This window comes from Arthrobacter globiformis (genome assembly GCF_003261175.1).
Taxonomy (GTDB): Bacteria; Actinomycetota; Actinomycetes; order Actinomycetales; family Micrococcaceae; genus Arthrobacter; species Arthrobacter globiformis_A.
Genome location: NZ_QLNP01000013.1, coordinates 90286 through 108486, shown reverse-complemented (window position 1 = coordinate 108486; position 18201 = coordinate 90286). Strand labels below are relative to the sequence as shown.

Here is an 18201-nt window from a genome sequence, read left to right as displayed (position 1 = left end):
GCTTCATGGTGCAGGAGCCCAGCGGGATCATGGTGCGGTCCAGCGCCAGGTCACGGTCCGAGAGCTTGCGGATGTAACGCAGCAGCTGGGTTTCGGACCGGTGCGTGTTGAACACCGGGTGCTGCAGGTAGGCGGACGAGCGCAGGACTGCCTCGGGCAGTTCAAAGCCCACAGCGTCACCCACGGGACCGGCGCCGAAGGCGACGGCCACCGCGGAAAGCACCTCCGCCGTCGTCGTCTCATCAATGGAAACGCCCACGGTGTCCGCGTCGATGAGGCGCAGGTTGATCCCGCGGGCTTCCGCCGCGGTGATGACCTTGGTGGCCTTGCCGGGCACGCGCACAGTGAGGGTGTCGAAGAAGGAGTCGCTGACCAGTTCGCGGCCTGCCGTCCTGAGCGCGGTGGCGAGGACGCGGGCGTTGCTGTGGACGGTTTCGGCGATTGCCTTCAGGCCGTCGGGGCCGTGGTAGACCGCGTAAAAGGAGGAGACGATGGCCAGCAGCGCCTGGGCCGTGCAGATGTTGGAGGTCGCCTTCTCCCGGCGGATGTGCTGCTCGCGGGTCTGCAGGGCGAGGCGGTAGGCCGGAGCGCCGGCGTTGTCCTTGGAGACGCCGACGATGCGGCCGGGGAGCGTGCGCTCCATGCCGGTGCGCACTGCCATGTAGGCCGCGTGCGGGCCGCCGAAGAACAGCGGCACCCCGAGGCGCTGGGCGGTTCCGACGGCGATGTCGGCGCCCTGCTCGCCCGGAGGCGTGATCAGGGTCAGGGCCAGCAGGTCGGCGGCCACGGTCACCAGCGCGCCGCGCTCCTTGGCCGCGGCGATGACGCCGGTCTGGTCCCAGACCCGGCCCGAAACGCCGGGCTGCTGGAGGACGATGCCGTTGATGTCGCCGTCGGGCAGTCCCTTGGACAGGTCCGCCACCTCAACCTCGAAGCCGAGGGCCTCGGCGCGGCCAAGCACGACGGCGATGGTCTGGGGGAGGCAGTCGGCGTCCAGGACCGTCTTGCCGTCCTTGGCCTGCATGTCCTTGTTCGCCCGGCGCATCAGCAGTACGGCCTCAGCCACCGCCGTCGCCTCATCCAGCAGGGAGGCGTTGGCGACCGGTAACGCGGTCAGGTCCTGGACCATGGTCTGGAAGTTCAGCAGCGCCTCGAGCCGGCCCTGGGAAATCTCCGGCTGGTACGGGGTGTACGCGGTGTACCAGGCAGGGGCTTCGAGGACGTTCCGCCGGATCACCGGCGGCGTCACGGTGTCGTAGTAGCCCTGGCCGATCATCTGCACGGCGGTCTTGTTCTTGGCGGCCAGGCGGCGAAGCTCGGAGAGAACCTCAACTTCGCCCAGGGCAGCGGTGAGCCGGAGGGGGTCCTCCTGGCGGATGGACGCCGGAACGGCGGTATCCACGAGGCCATCGACAGTGTCATAGCCGATGTTCTTGAGCATGGTGTCGATATCGGCCTGGCGCCGGGCGCCGATATGCCGGTCGGCAAACGTTGAAGGAAGAGATTGAATCGTCATGAGGAACTCCAGGTTTGGCCGGCCACGTGTGGCACGGCATGGTTTGGGTTCCTCCCCGCTCTGTATTGGACCTGAGAGATTCCGCGGACATGGTTCTCCGCTTGCACCGTCGGTGAGCCCGGTTACCCGAACTGCTTTCCAGAGTTGCCTAGCCGCGGCGGTACGGGGGCCTGAGAGATTCCTGGGGAGGATTTGCTCCTACGGCGCCTGCCCGGTGAATGACTGGGAGGACTCTCCCGCCACGGTTCGAAAGGCTATGAAGATGTGGGGTGATTCGGCTCACAGATTACGGGACAATTCAGCCCAGGCCAAATTGGAGGCCCGTTTGACATTTCTTCGTGACCAAGACCACACTGATCCGGTGGCCAGCGGGGCCGCGCTGACCGGCACGGGCCGGAAAGACAGCCGCCGCCGGGTCGCATAATTTTTTCTCGATACAACTGAAAATGCTTATGATCTGCGGCGGGAGAGCCCTGCCGGTACGTTCAGCAGGCGCCGTAGGAGCAAACCCTCCCCAGGAAACTCTCAGGCCCACGTACCGCCGCGGCGAGGCAACTCTGGAAAGCAGGCAGGCACGTCCTGCCTCACCGACGGTGCAAGCGGAAGACCATGTCCGCGGAATCTCTCAGGTCCAAGACAGAGCGGGGAGGAACCGAATCAGTGTGGCTATGGCCACCGAACGATGGAGTTCCTCATGACGATTCATCCCCCCGCCTCCCCAGCCGGTGAGGCTCCCCGCCTGGAGCGGCAGCTGAGCAACCGGCACATCCAATTGATCGCCATCGGCGGTGCCATTGGCACGGGCCTGTTCATGGGCTCCGGCAAGACCATTTCCGCGGCCGGGCCGTCCGTGATCTTCGTGTACATGATCATCGGCTTCATGCTCTTCTTCGTCATGCGGGCCATGGGTGAGCTGCTGTTGAGCAACCTGAACTACAAGTCTTTCAGCGATTTCGCCGCCGACCTGCTGGGGCCGTGGGCGGGGTTCTTCACCGGATGGACCTACTGGTTCTGCTGGGTGATTACCGGGATCGCGGACGTTATCGCCATCGCCGGGTACTCCCGCGAGCTCTGGCCCGGACTGCCGCTGTGGATCCCGGGCCTGGCCACCGTGGCCATCCTGCTGGTGCTGAACCTCGCCACGGTCAAGGCGTTCGGTGAAACCGAATTCTGGTTCGCCCTCATCAAAATCATCGCCATCGCCGCCCTGATCATTGTGGGCATGTTCATGATCTTCAGTGGCTTCCAGAGCGACGCCGGACAGGCAAGCTTCGCCAACCTGTGGAGCCATGGAGGCTTCTTCCCCAATGAATTCATGGGTTTTGTGGCCGGCTTCCAGATCGCCGTGTTCGCTTTTGTGGGCATTGAACTAGTGGGCACCACGGCCGCGGAGGCCAAGAACCCGGAGAAGAACCTTCCCAAGGCCATCAACTCCATTCCGATCCGTGTGCTGCTCTTCTACGTGGGCGCCCTCATCATCCTGATGTCCGTCACGCCCTGGACCCAGTTCGCCGCAGGCCACAGCCCGTTCATTGCGATGTTCTCGCTGGCTGGGCTCGGAGCCGCCGCCACGGTGGTCAACCTCGTGGTGCTCACCTCGGCGATGTCCTCGGCCAACTCCGGAATCTACTCCACCTCCCGCATGGTCTACGGCCTGGCCCAGGAAGGCGACGCACCTGCCGCCTTCGGCAACCTGTCCCGCCGGAAGGTACCCAACAACGCCCTGTTCCTGTCCTGTGTGCTGCTGCTCTCCGGCGTAGTGCTCATGTACGCCGGCCAGGACGTCGGCAAGGCGTTCGACATGGTCACCACCGTTTCCGCCGTCTGCTTCGTCTTCGTCTGGTCGATCATCCTCGCCAGTTACATCGCCTTCCGGCGCCGCCGCCCGCACCTCCACACGGCCTCCAAGTTCAAGATGCCCGGCGGCATCCCCATGGTGTGGGTGGTCTTCGCGTTCTTCGCCTTCGTGTTGTGGACCCTGACCACCCAGCCCGACACCCTGACCGCCCTGCTGGTCACCCCCGTCTGGTTCGTCCTGCTCGGTGCGGCCTGGCTGGTTCTGCGCCGCCGGCCCGCGCACCTGGCCCGCTACGCAGCCTTCCAGGATGAACTCCAGGCTGAGGAAACCGCCGCCCGCGAGCATGCGAGCCGGCGTCTCGAGGAGAAGGAAAGCGTCAAGTGATGATCAGGACAGAGGAAAGGCCGACGGCGGAGGGCCGGGCGACGGCGGAGGGGCGGGAAAGCGGGCCCCAGGATCCCGCTGGCGGCGGGGAGTTCGTGCTCACCTTCCACTGTCCGGACTCGCTGGGAATCGTCCAGTCGGTCGCGGATTTCCTGCTCAGGCAGGAGTGCTACATCGTTGACCTCAAGCAGTTCGGCGACCGCACCGCCGGGCACTTCTTCATGAGGGTCCACTTCGCCTCGACCGGAGGCACCGCCGCCGTCGAACAGCTCCGGGACAGCTTCGCACCGCTGGCAGGTCAATGGAGCATGGACTGGCGGCTGGAGCGCCACGACCGCAAGCAGCGGATCCTGGTGATGGTGTCCAAGTACGATCACTGCCTCAACGACCTGCTGGTGCGCGCCCGTAATGGCGAACTGCCGGTCGAGATCGCGGCGGTGGTGTCCAACCACGCGGACCTCGAAGGGCTCGCGGCCTGGCACGGGGTCCCGTTCCACCACATCCCCGTGACGCCGGAGACCAAGGCCGAGGCGGAGGCCAAGCTTCTTGGACTGGTGGATGACTATGACGTTGAACTGGTGGTACTGGCCCGCTACATGCAGGTTCTCAGCGACTCGGCCACCGCACGGCTCGCCGGCAGGGCCATCAACATCCACCACTCCTTCCTGCCCAGCTTCAAGGGCGCCAAACCGTACCACCAGGCGCATGAGCGCGGAGTTAAGACGGTCGGCGCCACGGCCCACTACGTAAATTCAGAGCTTGATGAGGGGCCGATCATCGCGCAGCAGGTGATTGAGGTCGACCACACCTACACCCCCGCGGATCTGGTGTCTGTGGGCAAGGACGCGGAGTGCAAGGCCCTGACGAACGCTGTTCGCTGGCACGCCGAAGGAAGAATCATTTTGTCCGGGAACCGCACGGTCATCCTCCGCTGACAAGCCAATCCAACCAGACCTGGAGTTGCTCATGACGAACCAATTGCCTGTGCGCCTGGAGATCATTCCCACCGACGGCATTGTTGCCAAAGTCCAGACGTACGTTTCCGCCAAGTCAACGCTGACCGTGACCTGCCTCCCGCACCACGGGGTCGAGACCACCGTGCGGGCCTCGGTCCAGCTTGGCCGGCTCGGCTACAAGGTGATTCCCCATCTTGCCGCGCGAAGCATCGAGAGCCGCGCCCAGCTGGCGCGCATGCTCCGTGACTGCGAAGCTGCAGGGATCACGGAGGTTTTCGCGATCGGAGGGGACGCTCCGGAGGCTGCAGGTCCCTACGGCAGCAGCGGCCGGCTCATTGAGGACATCGCCGACCTGACCGGCGGGACCATGGCCATCGGCGTCGCCGGATACCCGGAAGGCCACCCGAAGTGCAACGAGCTGCAGATGCTCGACGCATTGCTGGAGAAACAGCATCTGGCCTCGAACGTGGTGACCCAGATGTGCTTCTCGGCGCCCAGGATCGGCTGGTATGCCGAACTGCTGCGCCGCGAGGGCGTCGACCTTCCCATCTGGGCGGGCGTTGCCGGGGCCGTCCCGAGGGCCAAACTGATCGCGCTGGCCACCAAGATCGGGGTAGGCCCATCGTTGAAGTTCCTGAACCGCAAGGGGCCCCTCGCCCGCGGGCTCCTGAATGCCGGCAGCTACTCATCCCGGTCCCTGGTGTCCGAACTGGCCGCAATCGATCCTGCGCCTGCGGGCATCCACCTCTACACGTTCAACAACGTCGAAACCCAGCCGGCGATGACCTGGAGCGACGGAGCAGACGCGAAGGCTTCCTGAGCCCAACCCCGTAACCAGAGCGCGAACGTACAGTTGTGGTCCCTTTTCCCTCGGGATTGGGGCCATAACTGTACGTTCGCGCTTTTTCTTGTCTGAAACGTCTTGCATTCCCTGCAGGTAAATTGAACAGGTGACCTTGACGTTGAAAAAGGCGGTCGCCTCCGACGGAGCGGAGCTCGCCTGGACAGAGGAAGGCCAGGGCGAACCGCTGCTGCTGGTGGCGGGCCAGGCTACGGGAATATCCGGCTGGGATCCGGTGGTGCCCGGCCTGGCCCCTTCATTCCGGGTCATCCGCTTCGACCACCGCGGCATCGGCGCGAGTACGGAAGGCCGCCCGGAAAACTACACCACGCGGGCTTTCGCAGCGGACGCGGTTGCGGTTCTTGATGCCGCCGGCGTCGCCAAGGCGCACATCTATGGGCATTCGATGGGCGGCCGCGTCGCACAGAGGATGGCGGTGGACTTCCCTGTCCGGGTGGCGTCGCTGGTCCTGGCCGCGACGAGTGCCGGCGAGGCCGGGGGAGTGGGGCGCGATCCTTCCGCCACCGCCGCCCTCATCAGCACGGACCCTGCCCGGATGGCGCCCTTGTTTTTCAGCCCCGCCTGGGCGCGGGAGAATCCCGCGGCCGTTGCCGCGTTTTTCCGGGTGCAGGCGTCTGCGACGGTCAAGAGCCGGCACTTCCGGGCGAGCCGGCTGCACGATGCCTGGGACGTCCTTCCGTCCATCCAGGCCCCGGCGTTGATCATCCACGGCAATGAAGATGCCCTTTCGCCCGTTGCCAACGCCGTCATGATGGCGGAGCGGATTCCGGACTCGCGGCTGATCCAGGTCGACGGCGGCCGGCATGGTCTGCACCTGGACGACGCCCGGGTGCAGACCTGGATCGAGGACTTCCTGGCTCTTGCGGTACCCGCCGGAGCCGCGCACTGATGGGGTTTTCTAGAGGAGCAGCTCCCGGACGGTCAGCTGGAGCCGGATGGTATCGGCAGCGGCGGCAGCCTCAGCGTTCCCCTCGCGGTCGTCCCGGCCGCCGTCGTCAGCCATGTACTCAGACTTCCAGTTCGACGGCGGTGTTCCCGACGGCGGTGTTCCCGGCGCCGGCTTCTTGCCGGACCGGCGTCGCGAGGCCGAGGTTCTCGCGCAGAGTGGATCCGGCGTACTCCGTGGGGTAGACAGCGCGCTCCTGCAGTGCCGGGACGAGGTGGTTGACGATGTCGTCCAGGCCGGTGGGGATCAGCCACGGCGAGATGTTGAAGCCGTCCACTGCACCGGTGCGGGCGTATTCGGCCAGCCGGTCGGCCACCTCGGCGTAGGAACCCGTGAAGCTGGAATCCCCGCGGCTGGTCCGGGCGGAGACAAACTGCCGGATGCTGAGGCCCTTGTCTTTGGCTTCGGCGCGCCACTGATCCGCCAGCTGCTTCGCCTTGGCGCCGTGGAAACCGCTGCCGCGTGTCTCGGAGGTTTCCTCCACCACGGGGTCGATGTCCGGCACCGGCCCGTCCGGATCGAAGCCCTGGAGCTCGCGGCCCCAGAACTGTTCGAGGTAGGCGATGGCCTGCTCGGGGCCGATCTGCAGGCTCCGCACCCAGTTCTTCTTCTCGAGGGCTTCCTGCGGGGTGGCCGCGAGAATGAACTCGCTGGCGGGCATGATCTTGAGGTCGTTCGCGCTGCGCCCGGCCCTGACCGCGCGCTCGACGATGTCGCGGCGGAAGTCGAGGGCGTCGTCGAGCTTAGGGTGGGCGGAGAAGATGACGTCGGCCTGCCGGGCAGCGAAGTCGCGTCCCTCCGGCGAGTCGCCGGCCTGGAACAGCACCGGCCGGTACTGGGCACTGCGCGGCAGCCGGGGCACGTAGTCCACCGTGTAGTGCTTGCCCTCGTGGCGCACGGGCCGGGCCGAACCGGGCGCGGCCCAGGCGGAGGCGCCGGGGCTCGAAGCGATGGCGCCGTCCTCCCAGGAATCCCAGATCCGCTTGGCCGTACTGACGAACGCTTCGGCGTGGACGTACCGGTCGGCGTGATCCAGGTAGCCGCCGCGGCGGAAGTTCGCCCCGGTCCAGGCATTGTCCGTGGTGACCACGTTCCAGGCAGCTCGGCCGCCGGAGAGCAGGTCCAGGCTGGACAGCCGGTGTGCCAGGTCGGCGGGGTCGTTGTACGTGGTGTTCTGCGTGGCCACCAGCCCGATGCGGCTGGTCACGGACGCCAACGCGGCCAGCATGGTCTGCGCGTCCGGCCGGCCGACGACGTCCAGCGCGTGCGGGCGGCCGAGGTGCTCGCGGAGACGCAGCCCCTCACCGAGGAAGAACGCGGCGAACAGGCCCCGTTCAGCGGTCTGGGCGATCCGGCGGAAGGACTCGAAGTCCGTTTGCGACCCGGATTCCGGCGACTTCCAGACCGTGCCCGAGTTCACGCCCTGGAAGAAGATGCCGAGCTGAAGCTGGCCGGAGGGCACGAAGCCGTTGCCGATGTGGGTGTCTGTCATGGGTCTCTCCCTAGTTCTCGGCCGCGGAGGCCGCGGAGGCCGCGGACGGCACGGATACGGCGGCATACCGGCTGGCCGGACGCTGCAGGCCCAGCAGGTGTCGGAAGGTGGAACCCGTCTGCTGCGGGGCGAGCACGCCCCGGCGCCGGAGGGCGGGAAGCACCAGCTGGGCCAGCTCCTCCAGGTCCACGTCCAGGACCGCCGGGTGGAGGCGAACGCCGTCGGCAGTTTCCAAAATGGAGGCCAGTAGCCCGGTGAGCTCCGCAGCGGTGCCGACGAAACGGGCACGGCTGCTCTGCCAGGGAGTGTGCCCATCCAGCTCGGCGAGGCGCCCGGCGGCGCTTTGCCCGCGGGCGTCGAGAACGACGTCGAGCTCGGCGATGATGGCCGCCGCGGGAGCGGCGGCGCGGGCCTCGGCGATCTCACCGGCCAGGAGCTCGGGCGTGGGCGCGGAGACGAGCACGGCGTCGACCGCCCCTGCGGACAGCTGGTCCGCGCCCAGCAGGCCGGCCGGCGCGAGGACCGGCAGCTGGCCCTGCAGCGGCCGGGGAATGATGGACGGGCCCTTGACCGAGTAGCCGGCACCGCCGGACTCGACCGTGCTCTCGAAATCGACGTAATGCAGCTTGTCGACATCGATGTACCGGCCGGTGGCGACGTCGCGGACCACGGCGTCGTCCTCCCAGGAGTCCCAGAGCCGGCGGCTGACCTCGATGGAATCGGCGGCTTCCCGGCCCACGGCGTCAGAGGCGACAACAGAACGTCCGACGGCGGCAGCATCCGCCGCCCGGTCCGACGCCGCCACCAGCCACCCGGCGCGGCCGCCGGACACGTAGTCCAGGCTGGCCAGCTGCGTGGAGATGTGGAACGGCTCCGTATACACGGTGTCCACCTCGGGGACCAGCACGATGGAGCCTGTAACAGGCCCGGCAAAGGCGGCACGCTGCAGGGCGTTCAGCCCGCCAGGGATGTCCCGGCCGCCGGGATCGGAAGACGCGGGCGTCAGCGGTCCGTCCGCGAACGTGGCCACGTGGAACCCGGCCGATTCCGTGGCCAGCACCGTGGCACGGACGCGCGTTCCGTCGAGCAGTTCGGCTGGAGTGTGCCGCGCCTTGCGCCAGGCGGCGGGGTGCGCTCCGTCGCCGTCCAGTTCGAGGGCGAGGAAACCCTGGGCTGCAGTGCTCACTGTTCAGCCTGCCTTTCGTGGGGGTTCTGTTCGCCCGCTTCGATGGCCACAGTCAGGCGGTTTTCGGCCGGCGGCAGCGGGCAGGTGGCGAGGTCGGTGTAGGCGCACGGCAGGTTCACCGCGCGGTTGAAGTCCAGGTTTACGCGGCCGTCGGCGTCCGGTGGGCCCACCGTGAGCGTGCGGTTCGCTGCGTAGGTGGTCTTGCCAGACGTTGCGTCCGTGAACAGCACAGACAACGTGCCCGGTGCGTGGCCGTTGAAGGCCGTGAGCATGAGGTCCTCGCCTTCCAGCGTGAACCGGATCTCGCCGGGTGCCTCGTACACGTGCACGATGCCCTCGACGGCGGCCCCGACGGTCGTCGGCCGGGGCGACTCGAAGGCCACGTATTCGCCGTCGACGGCGTAGCGCGGGTCCGGGGCGTAGGCCGGCGTGCCGCGGTACTCGTTGAGCAGAGGGTTCTCCGGGTGCCGGGGCCGAACGATGTATTCACCGCCGCGCTTGGCGAGTTCGACGACGGCGGGACCCGCCGTGAGGTTGATGCCCTCCCGCTCGGCGATCGGATCGAAGACGACGGCCGTACCTCCGTCCTTAACGGAGTTGTCGTTCAGCTCCCGGCCGTCCCGCAGCAGGCTTTCACCGGCCTCCAAAACCACCGTGACGGCGTCATCCTGCACGCTCCAGAGGCCCGGAACGCCCTCGAGCCGGGAGGGTTCCGCACCCAGCCAGTGGAGGTGGGTGACGGCGAGGAAGCCGTGCGGATCGGCGCGGCGGCGCTCATGCGCGGCGTGCCACTGCTCCCACTCGGCCGCGAAGGCGGTGGTGCCCGACCAGCGGGCATCCGTTTCAGTGTGCGTAGACGTGGGCATGGTCGCTCCTGTAGGTGTCGTGGTCGGTGCTGACGGCGGAGGCGGCGTCCGGTTCGGCGGCTCCCGCAAAGCCGGGACGGCCGCCGAATGGATCCGCGGATTCCCAGAGTGTGGTGGGGGCTGCAGCGCGCACGGCCGGGATCACCTCGAGCGCGAACCGCTCAAGGATCTCCAGCTGCTGTTCGAAGGGCAGGGTGGTGGGCAGCGAGATCGACAGCAGGTCATGCCCGTACAGCGCGTGGTAGCTGAGGATCTTGTCGATCACCTGTTCCGGGCTGCCGACGAGTGCCGGACCCTCTGCCACCGCGTGGTCGATGTCCCGGAACGGCGAGTTGTTGCCGGGGACGTTGCGTGCAGCCGTGAGGGCCTCGTAGACCGGGCCGTACTGGCGCTTGGCCTGCTGCGTGGTATCAGCGATAAACACCCCGCCGGCCCCGCTGCCCGAGCCCAGGTAGCGGTGCCGCGGGTCGTGGCCGTGCCGCTCGTACTCCGCCACGTAATGATCGATGAGCACCTTGTAGTTCTCCCGCGGCTGGATGGCGTTCGCGGTGAACAGTGGGTCGCCCCAGCGCGCCGCAAGTGCCGCCGACGTCAGTGTTGTAGCCGACCCGTGCCAAATCCGGGGAGACCCGGCGAAGGGGCGTGGCGTCGTTGTAGTGGGTTCGGTGAGCGCCGGCCGGAAGCGGCCGGACCAGGTGATGTCCTCCTCGCGCCAGAGCCGGCGCAGCAGTGCGTATTTCTCCTCCAGCAGGTCCCACTGGCCCGCCAGGTCCAGCCCGAAGAGCGGGTACTGCAGCACTTCGTTGCCCTTACCGATCACCAGTTCCAGCCGCCCCCGGCTGAGCTGGTCGATCGTGGCATAGTCTTCGGCCACGCGCACGGGGTCCAGGACGGCGAGGACGGTGACGCCGCTCTGCAGCCTTATCCGGGAGGTGACTGCCGCGATGGCGGCGAGCACCGTGGTGGGGGAAGAGGAGATGAACTCCCCGGCATGCCGCTCGCCCACGGAGAAGCTGTCGTAGCCCAGCTTCTCGGCGAGCTGTGCGGTCTGGACCACCTGGTTCAGCCGGTCGGCGGTAGAGACGATTTCTCCGGTGACCGGATTCTTCAGGTGCGGAATGATGTCCAGGATCTGGAACTTCACTTTGACGAGCCAGTCTGTGAAGAACCCGTCTGGGTCGAAGCAAAGTTGGCCTCGGTCACCGTCTTGGATTCCGGCAGGGCCTCTTCGGACAGTCCCCAGCGGTCCAGCACCTTGGCGTAGGAGCCGTCCTTGATGGCGGAGTTCAGTGCCTCGGTGATCACCGGCGCCAGTCCGTTGCCCTTGAGCGAGGTGGCGGCCACCAGGGTCTCGGACGGCCATCCGGCGTTGACCTTGCCGACGATCTTCAGGTCATCCCGGGTGTTCTCCCGGTACACCGTGGAGGGGTACGGCGCGATGTTAAGATCGGTCCGGCCGGAGGACAGCGCAAGGATGGTGTCGGCGTCGGACGAGTAGTACTGGAGCACTGCCGGATCCTTGCCCTTGGCTTCGAGCTCCTTGTTCCAGGCCAGCAGGATCTTCTCCTGGTTGGTGCCGGAGCCGACGGAGACCTTGAGGCCGGAGATGTCGTCGGCCCCCTGGATGGTGTAGGACGAGGACTTTTTTGCCTCGAAGCCCATGTACGCGGCGCGGTAGCTGGCGAAGTCGAACAGCTTCACCCGGTCCTTGTTGATGCCCACGTTGGAGAACACGGCCTCGAAGTCGCCCGACTGGGTCTTCAGGGGCCAGTTCTCCCAGGACGTCACCTGGATGTCCAGCTCCAGGCCCAGTTTGTCCGCCACGAGCTGGGCGATGTCCAGCTCGGAGCCGATGGGCGTCTTGTCGTCCGTGGCGTGGAAGGACAGCGGGATGGAACCGGCGGTGGTGGCCACGGTGAGCTTGCCGTCCTTGCCGATCAGCGCAGGCACCTTCGCGGCCAGCGCGGCGTCCTTTCCGGCGCGGATCCGCTGCTGGTCGGGGGAGGTGTTGTAGACGACGCCGTTGCGGGCCGCCGTCGTCGCACCTGATGCGGAACCGCCCGTTGAACCGCCGGAGGCGGCGGCGCCGGGATCGGAGCAGGCGGACAGGGCCACGGTGCTAAGCAGCGTGCCGAGAAGCACGACGGCGGGCAGCGCGCCGCTGCGGCGCTGGCTGGAGAAGAGTGCCATGGGGGATCCTTAGATGTTGAACGCCGGTTCGATCACCTTGGAGAAGAAACTCCGGGTGCGAACTTCGCGCGGGTTCGTGAAAATGTCCTGCGGTTTGCCCTGTTCGACGATCTGGCCCTGGTCCATGAACACCACGGTGTCCGCCACGTCGCGGGCAAAACCCATCTCATGGGTGACGATGATCAGGGTGGTGCCGGACTTGGCCAGCTCGCGGATCACGTCCAGCACTTCGTTGACCAGTTCGGGGTCGAGGGCGGAGGTGGGCTCGTCGAAGAGCAGTATCTTGGGGTCAAGGGCCAGCGCTCGGGCGATGGCGACGCGTTGCTGCTGGCCGCCGGAGAGCTGGCGGGGGTAGGCACCGGCGCGGTCCAGCAGGCCCACCCGGTCCAGGAGTTCCAGGGCCCGTTCGCGGGCCTCCGCCTGGGACCGTCCCTGCGCGACGACGGGTGCCTCGGTCACGTTCTCCAGCGCGGTCAAGTGTGGGAACAGGTTGAAGTTCTGGAACACCATGCCGATTTCGGTGCGCTGCTTCAGGATGTCGCGCTCCGGCAGCTCATGCAGCTTGTTGCCCTTGACCCGGTAGCCCACCAGCTGGCCGTCGATGGCGATGAACCCGGCATCCACCTTTTCCAGATGGTTGATGGTCCGCAGCAGTGTGGACTTTCCGGATCCGGACGGGCCGACGATGACGGCCACGCCGCCGGGCTCCACCGTCAGGGAGATGCCCTTCAGGACCTCGGTGGCGCCAAAGGACTTCCGGACCTTGGTGATTTCCACCAGTCCGCGGGTGGAGGCGGGGGCTTCAAGAGTTGTGCTCATCGGAATCATTTCCTTCCGGTGGTGCTGGCGGGTCCGGTGGTGCTGGCCGGGGCGTGGGTGGCGAAGAACTTCCGGGCCTTCTGCAGCGGTGTGAGGGGCAGGGTGCGCAGCGCTCCCTTGGAGTAGTGGCGTTCGATGTAGTACTGGAACACGCTGAGCACGGAGGTGATCACCACGTACCAGAGCGTGGCCACGAGCAGCAGCGGCAGGACCTGCTGCGTGCGGTTGTAAATCACCTGGACCGTGTAGAAGAGCTCCGAGTAGGCCAGGACGTATACGATGGAGGTGCCCTTCACCAGGCCGATGATCTCGTTGAAGGCCGTGGGCAGGATGGCACGCATGGCCTGGGGCAGCACTATCCGGGTGGACCTGCGCCAGGCGGGAATACCCAACGCGGCTGCTGCCTCGAGCTGGCCCTGGTCCACGGACAGGATGCCGCCGCGGATGATCTCGGCCGAGTAGGCGGCCTGGTTCAGTGTCAGGCCGAGCACGGCGGCAGCGAACTGGCTGATCAGGGTGGTGGTCTGCGCCTCGAAGAAGCGGATGTCCGTGAACGGAATGCCCAGGCTGATCTTCTCGTAGAGGTAGCCCAGGTTGTACCAGAGGAGCATCTGGACCAGCAGTGGCGTGGAGCGGAAGATCCACGAGAACGTCCAGGACACGGAGACCAGCAGCGGTGAAGCGGAAAGCCGCATGAGGGCGAGGATGAAGCCCAGGACGAAGCCGAGCACTCCGGAGATGGCCGTGAGCTTGAGGGTTTCCACCAGGCCGTTCACCACGGACTTGGCGGTGAACCACTGGGCCACCACGCCCCACTCCCAGCGCGGGTTCGTGGCCAGGGACCACGCCACCGCCGCTACTCCGAGCGCCACCAGCACCGTGCCCACCCAGCGCCACGGACGGCGTGCAGGAACCAGGCGGTAGTCGGCGTAGTCGACGGCGGCACGAAGGTCCGCGGGGCCGGCGGGCACAGCCGGGGCCTGGGTCTCCGGGGCCTGCGCCTCAGTGGGAGACGGTGTCTCAGTGGCGGACTGGGCCGTCCTGGTTGCTGCTGAACTCATGCGCCATCTCGCTTCTTCCGGCTGGTGCTTCGGGGGTAGTTGGCTGCAAATCTAGGCGCGCCCGGCAGGTCCGGCAAAGCGGTCCGTTGCAATCGTTCACGTGGCTTAGCGGGGCGTCATGAGTCGAATTCTTGCGTGAATTTACGCGGCGTTACGCGGGGTGAACGGCCGTGACAGGGCCCTCGACCGGCGGTTTGTCCAGACCCTAGATTGAGGGCCCAATCCGTTTTCACGTGGCCCTTTCTCACCAGGAGTTTCCGATGCCAGCGCAGCACCCATCCGTGGTTTTCATTGGCGGTGGCCCGCGCACGGCCGGCATCCTCGAGCGGCTGGCCGCCAACCGGCCCGGGCTGGCCGTCGGGCCACTGCAGATCCACGTCGTGGAGCCGCATGAACCCGGTTCCGGCAGGATCTGGCGCTATGACCAGGAGCCCGGCCTCATGATGAATTCCGCGGCGGCGGACGTCACCATGTTCACCGACTCCTCGGTGGTCTGCGACGGGCCGGCCATCGACGGGCCGGGGCTCGCTGCCTGGGCAGCCGGGATCCTGGACGGTTCCATCACCGACGCACCGGCCCTGCCGCCGCACCTGCAGGAACAGCTGCGCTCCCTGAAGGACGGTTCCTTTGCCACCCGCCAGCTGCAGAGCAAGTACCTTGAGTGGTTCTTCCGCCGCGCCGTCCGCGCCCTCGGCAGCGACGTCCGGGTCACCGTCCACCGCGACACCGCCGTCGGCATCGAACCGCTGGGCGAACCGCGGAAGGGTGAGCGCGGCGAACAGCAGCCCGACGACGGCGGGTACAGCGTGCGGCTGGCCGGCGGCGGCACGCTGCACGCCGACGCCGTGGTTACCGCGGTGGGGCACACCGACGCCGAGCCGGATGCCCGCTCCGCCGGCTGGTCCGCATTCGCTGCCAGGAACGGCGGGTTCCATGCGGCACCCAGCTACACCACCGACGTCGACTATTCCGCGATCGCCCCCGGCCAGGACATCATTGTCTCCGGCATGGGCCTGGCCTTCGTGGATCTGCTGGTGCTGCTCACCGAGGGCCGCGGCGGCCGTTTCGAGGAGACGCCCGACGGCGGGCTGCGCTACCTTCCGTCCGGAGCCGAGCCAAGGCTGTGGGCCGGGTCGCGGCGCGGTGTGCCGTTCCACTCCAAGATCTCCGTGGCCCTGCGCGGTGAACCGGCGGCGGCGCCGAGGTTCTTCACCGCCGATGCCGTGGGCGCGCTCCTGGCGGCGCACGCCGAACTGGACTTCCGCACCCACCTCTGGCCCCTGATAGCGAAGGACGCCGGCTACGGCTACTACCGCGAGCTGTTCACGGGCAGCCCGGAGCGGGTGGCGCTGGGCTGGGACGGGTTTGCGGAGCGGTTTGCCGCGCTGGACTGGTACAGCAGCGCGCGCCACGAACTCGTCGCCGCGGCCGTGCCGGACGCAGACCTGCACCTGGACCTCGAACGGCTGGACAAGCCGTTCGGCGGGCGGCTCTTTGCCGGCCACGATGATGTCCAGGCGGCGGTGGCCGCCCACATCGAGCATGACCTCGAACTTAGGACGGGACCCGACCACCCGGAAACGCTGGCGCTGTTCATGGCCCTGCTGAAGGTGTACATGGAGTTGGGCAGGATCGTCCCGCCCGAGCGGCTGAGCGCGCGCTCGCAGGAGGACGTGCACGGCTGGTGGCACGGGTTCTTCAGCTTTGTGGATTCCGGCCCGCCGCCGCAGCGGCTGCGCGAAATGCTGGCCGTCCACCGTGCCGGACTGCTGCAGTTCCTGGGACCGGGCCTTGCCGTCGCCGCGGACGACGCCTCCGGCGAGTTCGTGGCGACGTCCGCGCAGTCACCGGTGAGCGTCCGGGCGAAGGCCTTCATCGAGGCCAGGCTTCCCGGTCCCGCCGTGGCCCGCTCCGCCAACCCGCTGCTCCGTTCGCTGCACGGCCAGGGCCTGGGTGCTGAGCAGCACCTGCTCACCGCCGACGGCGCGCATTCCACTGGCCGGCTCCTGGTCACCCCTGGCCACGAGATCGTGGGCCGCGACGGCGATACCCGGAGCCGTCTGTTCGGAATCGGCCCCGGGACCTCCGGCTGGGGTGCGGGCGCGTTTGCCCGGCCCGGTACCAACGCGGCGCCGTTCCGGGAGAACGACGCCCTGGCGCGAAGGATCCTCACTGCAGTGTCACGCTCTCCGCTCACCGTCCTCGAACTGCCCATGCACGATCCCCGGGTCCGGCCCCTTCTGGACGAGCTCGCCGCGGAGTACGACTCCCGCTACGGCGACCTGTTCGGCCGGGGCGCCGCCGCGGAGGAACTGAACAGATACCCGGCCGAGGAATTCGAGGCGCCGGGCGGCGCGCTGCTGATCCTCCAGGAGAACGGCCAGTCCGTGGCCGGCGGAGCCTTCCGCCGCTACGACGCGGAAACCGCCGAGTTCAAGCGGATCTGGACACACTCGGCCCACCGCCGTCGCGGCCTGGCCCGGCGGGTCCTGACGGAACTGGAGCGGCTGGCGGCCGGGCGCGGGTACCGCAGCGTCTACCTCACCACGGGCCCGCGCCAGCCGGAGGCCAGGCACCTGTACCTGAACACCGGGTACACGGCGCAGTTCGACCTCGCCGCCGACCCCGAGACCATTGGGCCGCTGGCGTTCACGAAGGACCTGTGCGGACCTTTTCTCCCTGGAGGCGACCCGGCTCAGGTCCTGGGCGAGGAGCCCAGGTTCACGGGGTCTTCGTCTGTCAGGTAGGCGAACTCGGAGTGCGCGGCGAGGTCGATGCCGCGGAGTTCGTCTTGTTCGTGGATGCGCAGGCCCATGGCCACGTCCACCACCTTGGCGATCACCCAGGTCAGGCCGAACGAGTAGGCCAGCACGGCAACGGTGGCGAGCGTCTGGATGCCCAGCTGCTGCAGCCCGCCGCCGTACAGCAGTCCGCTGACTCCATTGGGCGCGCTGTCAGTGGCGAAGATGCCAATCAGCAGCGTGCCGATGATGCCGCCCACAAGGTGCACGCCCACCACGTCCAGTGAGTCATCGAAGCCGAGGCGGAACTTCCATTCGATCGCCAGCGAGCAGACGGCGCCGGCGATCGCGCCGATGGCCACCGCGCCGAGCGGGCTGACAGCACCGCAGGCGGGGGTGATGGCCACGAGGGCGGAAACCAGGCCCGAGGCGGCACCCATGCTGGTGGTGGCGCCGTGCCGCATGCGCTCCACCAGCGCCCAGGCGAGCAGGCCCGCCGCCGCTGCCACGGCCGTGTTGAGGAAGACGACCGACGCCGAGTGCCCGGCGGTCAGCGCGGATCCGGCATTGAACCCGAACCAGCCCACCCAGAGCAGGCCCGCGCCCACCAGCACCAGGGGGCGGCTGTGGGGCTTCGAATGCTCCATCTTGGGCCAGCCGGAGCTGCGGCCCAGGACCAGTGCCAGGGCGAGGGCGGCGGCACCGGCGTTCATGTGCACGGCCGTTCCGCCGGCGAAGTCGATGGCCTTGATGCCGTTGGCGATCCAGCCGCCCGTCACCGAGCCGTCCGCGGAGTTGAATGCGAAGACCCAGTGCGCGATGGGGAAGTAGACCAGCGTGGCCCACACACCGGCGAACACCATCCAGGCACCAAACTTCATCCGCCCTGCGGCCGCGCCGGCAACCAGCGCGGTGGTGACGCAGGCGAAAAACAACTGGAAGGCCGTGAAAAGCGCTGCCGGCAGGGCGGCGTCAGGGTTGTCCGTCAGCACCGGCTCGAGGCCTGCGTACTGCGTGACGTCCCCGATCAGGCCCAGGCCGTTCACGGAATTGCCAAAGGCCATCGAGTATCCGAACAGCGCCCACAGCACGGCCACCAGGCTGGCCCCGCCGAAGCACATCATCATCATGTTCAGGATCCGGCGCGACCCCACCATGCCTCCGTAGAAGAGGGCCAGGGCGGGAATCATCATGCACACCAGTGCAGAACTTGCGAGGATCCAGGCAACATCTCCAGCGTTCATGGGTACTCCACTCAGGAAATCGGTGTGTGGCATATTGCTGAGACCGGACGAATGCCGTTGTCCCCACAACATAGAACTCCGCCATCCGTGGTGGGTTTCAGGTAAGTAAATTGCTTGTCACCACCGTTGACTGGCACCAC

The 18201-nt window shown here is 67.4% G+C and carries 13 protein-coding genes, 2 pseudogenes and 2 riboswitches; of the genes and pseudogenes, 6 read left to right on the top strand and 9 right to left on the bottom strand.

The genetic code is table 11. The annotated features are described in order from the left end of the window. Positions 1-1516: pseudogene (locus tag DBZ45_RS01780) on the bottom strand (glycine dehydrogenase (aminomethyl-transferring)); the annotation flags it as partial. Positions 1517-1664: 148 nt separating this feature from the next. Further along, positions 1665-1765: riboswitch (glycine riboswitch) on the bottom strand. Between the two features lie 204 nt (positions 1766-1969). Continuing rightward, positions 1970-2067, top strand: a riboswitch (glycine riboswitch). 143 nt (positions 2068-2210) lie between these two features. On the opposite strand from DBZ45_RS01780, the gene cycA reads away from it, so the two are divergent. From cycA to DBZ45_RS01760, 4 genes are all read left to right on the top strand, one after another. Further along, positions 2211-3698: a D-serine/D-alanine/glycine transporter gene (gene cycA, locus DBZ45_RS01775; RefSeq protein WP_111902274.1), complete on the top strand. Its 1488-nt coding sequence runs from the start codon at positions 2211-2213 to the stop codon at positions 3696-3698. After that, complete coding sequence (purU, locus tag DBZ45_RS01770) at positions 3698-4633, top strand: formyltetrahydrofolate deformylase (RefSeq protein ID WP_440130489.1); 936 nt, start codon at positions 3698-3700, stop codon at positions 4631-4633. Before cycA ends, purU begins: the two co-directional genes overlap by 1 nt. A 31-nt stretch (positions 4634-4664) precedes the next feature. After that, complete coding sequence (locus tag DBZ45_RS01765; protein WP_111902264.1) at positions 4665-5474, top strand: methylenetetrahydrofolate reductase; 810 nt, start codon at positions 4665-4667, stop codon at positions 5472-5474. Positions 5475-5604: 130 nt separating this feature from the next. Beyond that, positions 5605-6405, top strand: coding sequence for an alpha/beta fold hydrolase (locus DBZ45_RS01760; protein WP_223256869.1), 801 nt, complete (start codon positions 5605-5607; stop codon positions 6403-6405). Between the two features lie 118 nt (positions 6406-6523). Here the strand turns inward: DBZ45_RS01760 and DBZ45_RS01755 are convergent, their stop codons facing one another. Genes DBZ45_RS01755 through DBZ45_RS01725 form a run of 7 tightly spaced genes read right to left on the bottom strand, consistent with a single transcriptional unit; the run spans position 6524 to position 14076 of the window. Continuing rightward, a complete protein-coding gene (locus DBZ45_RS01755; protein ID WP_111902262.1) occupies positions 6524-7954 on the bottom strand; it encodes an NtaA/DmoA family FMN-dependent monooxygenase in 1431 nt (476 codons plus the stop codon). A gap of 10 nt (positions 7955-7964) precedes the next feature. Further along, on the bottom strand, positions 7965-9140 hold the full coding sequence (locus tag DBZ45_RS01750) for an LLM class flavin-dependent oxidoreductase (protein WP_111902261.1): 1176 nt from the start codon (positions 9138-9140) through the stop codon (positions 7965-7967). Continuing rightward, positions 9137-10006, bottom strand: coding sequence for a DUF1684 domain-containing protein (locus DBZ45_RS01745; protein WP_111902260.1), 870 nt, complete (start codon positions 10004-10006; stop codon positions 9137-9139). Before DBZ45_RS01745 ends, DBZ45_RS01750 begins: the two co-directional genes overlap by 4 nt. Further along, on the bottom strand, positions 9984-11150 hold the full coding sequence (locus tag DBZ45_RS01740) for an LLM class flavin-dependent oxidoreductase (protein WP_111902259.1): 1167 nt from the start codon (positions 11148-11150) through the stop codon (positions 9984-9986). The genes DBZ45_RS01745 and DBZ45_RS01740 overlap by 23 nt, the downstream gene beginning before the upstream one ends. Continuing rightward, complete coding sequence (locus DBZ45_RS01735; protein ID WP_111902258.1) at positions 11147-12196, bottom strand: ABC transporter substrate-binding protein; 1050 nt, start codon at positions 12194-12196, stop codon at positions 11147-11149. Before DBZ45_RS01735 ends, DBZ45_RS01740 begins: the two co-directional genes overlap by 4 nt. A gap of 9 nt (positions 12197-12205) precedes the next feature. Then, complete coding sequence (locus tag DBZ45_RS01730; protein WP_111902257.1) at positions 12206-13015, bottom strand: amino acid ABC transporter ATP-binding protein; 810 nt, start codon at positions 13013-13015, stop codon at positions 12206-12208. 5 nt (positions 13016-13020) lie between these two features. Next, positions 13021-14076 (bottom strand): amino acid ABC transporter permease, encoded by a 1056-nt coding sequence (locus tag DBZ45_RS01725; protein WP_190242960.1) that lies wholly within the window; start codon positions 14074-14076, stop codon positions 13021-13023. A gap of 260 nt (positions 14077-14336) precedes the next feature. On the opposite strand from DBZ45_RS01725, the pseudogene DBZ45_RS23735 reads away from it, so the two are divergent. Both DBZ45_RS23735 and DBZ45_RS23085 read left to right on the top strand, forming a co-directional pair. After that, a pseudogene (locus tag DBZ45_RS23735) lies at positions 14337-14882 on the top strand (FAD/NAD(P)-binding protein); the annotation flags it as partial. Between the two features lie 1407 nt (positions 14883-16289). Continuing rightward, the gene (locus DBZ45_RS23085) at positions 16290-16823 is read left to right on the top strand and encodes a GNAT family N-acetyltransferase (RefSeq protein ID WP_223256874.1); all 534 of its coding nucleotides are present in this window, start codon (positions 16290-16292) and stop codon (positions 16821-16823) included. Here the strand turns inward: DBZ45_RS23085 and DBZ45_RS01715 are convergent. Continuing rightward, positions 16772-18061 carry an ammonium transporter gene (locus DBZ45_RS01715; protein ID WP_111902255.1) on the bottom strand — a complete coding sequence of 430 codons (1290 nt, stop codon included), beginning with the start codon at positions 18059-18061 and terminating at the stop codon, positions 16772-16774. The two genes, DBZ45_RS23085 and DBZ45_RS01715, sit on opposite strands and share 52 nt — an antisense overlap. Positions 18062-18201: the final 140 nt, after the last annotated feature.